Below are 1,536 nucleotides of genomic sequence, written 5' to 3' on the forward strand. Positions count from 1 at the left end.
CGTCGATGTAGATGGTCTGCCCCGCGAGGTGACTGTTTTCCTCGCTGACGAGCCAGGCGAGCAGGCGGGCGATCACGACGGGGTCCGAGTGTCCGTTGAGCGGCATCGGCACGCTCGCGTCGACCAGCCGTCGTCCCTCCTCGGTGGCGAGCAGCTCCTGCGTCATGGGGCTCGTGACGGTGCCGGGGGCGACCGCGTTGAGCGGGATGCCGGCACCGGCCCAGGCCGGGGTGATCGACTCGCGACGGATCCAGCGCGAGAGTGCCCGCTTGCTGGACGGGTAGTTGAGGTAGCCCGTCTCCGGACCCTGCTCGGCGAGCGCATCGCCGAGGCGCAGCGCCTCGGTCTCGTGCCCGGCAAGCATCGCGTTGACGAGATCCGGGGAGTTCGGCTGCAGGGTCGCCATCGAGCTGATGGCGACGGCGCGCGGGGCCCGGCTCTGCCCGAGCAGGGGGAGCATGCCCTCAAGCAGGGCGGTCACCCCGAAGAAGTTCACGGCGACCGTGAGCGATTTCGGCGCGGAGATCCCGGCCGCCGCGACCACGCCGTCCACCGTGCCGCCGGACTGGGCGGTGATGGCGGCGACTGCGGCCGCCCGGCCCTCGGCGGTGGAGAGATCGGCGGTGACCTCGGCGTCGCGCAGGTCGACCCCGATGACGGTGTCGCCGCGCTCGCGGAGGAGCTGCGCGGTGGCCTGGCCGATGCCGGAGGCGGATCCGGTGACAACAGTGGTGCGTGACATATTCTGGCTCCCTCGGTGGTGCGGGCCATCGGGTCGCGGCCGATCGCGGACGTGCGGGGCCGCTGATGGTGCCCTCAGCCTAGGCGGCGGGGTGCGCACGCGCACGGTTTTTCTGCAGAACAGATCGAGGCTGCCCGGCTTCGCGGACGGCCCGCGTCGTCACCGGTCCCGGGTGCGGAGCCAGGCGGCCGTCCTCGGGTCGAGCGGGCCTGCGGGCACAAAGAACGGGGCCTGAGCGTGCTGACTGCGCCCCGCCTGAGCGCTCTCCGCCTGGGACCAGGGCGGGTAGAGCCGGACGCCGCGCTTGCCCCCGGAGCCGTCCAGGTTCGCCCGCAGGCCGAGGGGGTCTGGCCCCCGCCCCGGGACGAGAAAGGCGCCGCGGTGCTCGCCCTCCGCGACGAAGAGCAGCACGCCGTCGCTCGGGTCGTCCCCCGGCACGGGGCCGGAGGAACCGTCGGCCCGCCGGGTCCAGATCGCCACAAAGAGGCCCGTCTTTTTCGGGGTGAGCCGAGCCGTGCGGATCCGGAGCTGCCGCGCGCCGACCCGGACGAGCCCACCCGCGTAGCCCGCCGCCTCGGGTTCCGGAGTCACGGCCCCCAGCGCGATCCCCGCGGGCGTGAGGGCGGTGGCGGCGAAATCGGCGAGCTCCGCGAATGCGGGCCCCACGCTCACCGCGTGGCGGCTTCCTCGGCGAGGAGCCGCTCCTTGAGGGGAACGCCGAAGAGGTAGCCGCCGAGGGCGCCATCGCGGCGCACGATCCGGTGGCAGGGCACGATGAGGGCCACGAGGTTCGT

At 73.5% G+C, this 1,536-nt stretch carries 3 protein-coding genes; all 3 read right to left on the minus strand.

What is annotated here, in order from left to right; all coding sequences use genetic code 11:
* Positions 1–742: SDR family oxidoreductase (locus OOT08_RS13145; RefSeq protein ID WP_325093203.1), on the minus strand; the 742-nt coding region annotated here is incomplete at its 3' end.
* 159 nt (positions 743–901) lie between these two features.
* Positions 902–1,408, minus strand: coding sequence for a MepB family protein (locus OOT08_RS13150; protein ID WP_325093205.1), 507 nt, complete (start codon positions 1,406–1,408; stop codon positions 902–904).
* A gap of 2 nt (positions 1,409–1,410) precedes the next feature.
* The coding region (locus tag OOT08_RS19195; RefSeq protein WP_442916266.1) for an MGMT family protein at positions 1,411–1,536 on the minus strand (126 nt) is incomplete at its 5' end.

Origin of the sequence: Leucobacter sp. M11, from assembly GCF_035726885.1 — a bacterium.
In the GTDB taxonomy this organism is placed as follows: domain Bacteria; phylum Actinomycetota; class Actinomycetes; order Actinomycetales; family Microbacteriaceae; genus JAPFRB01.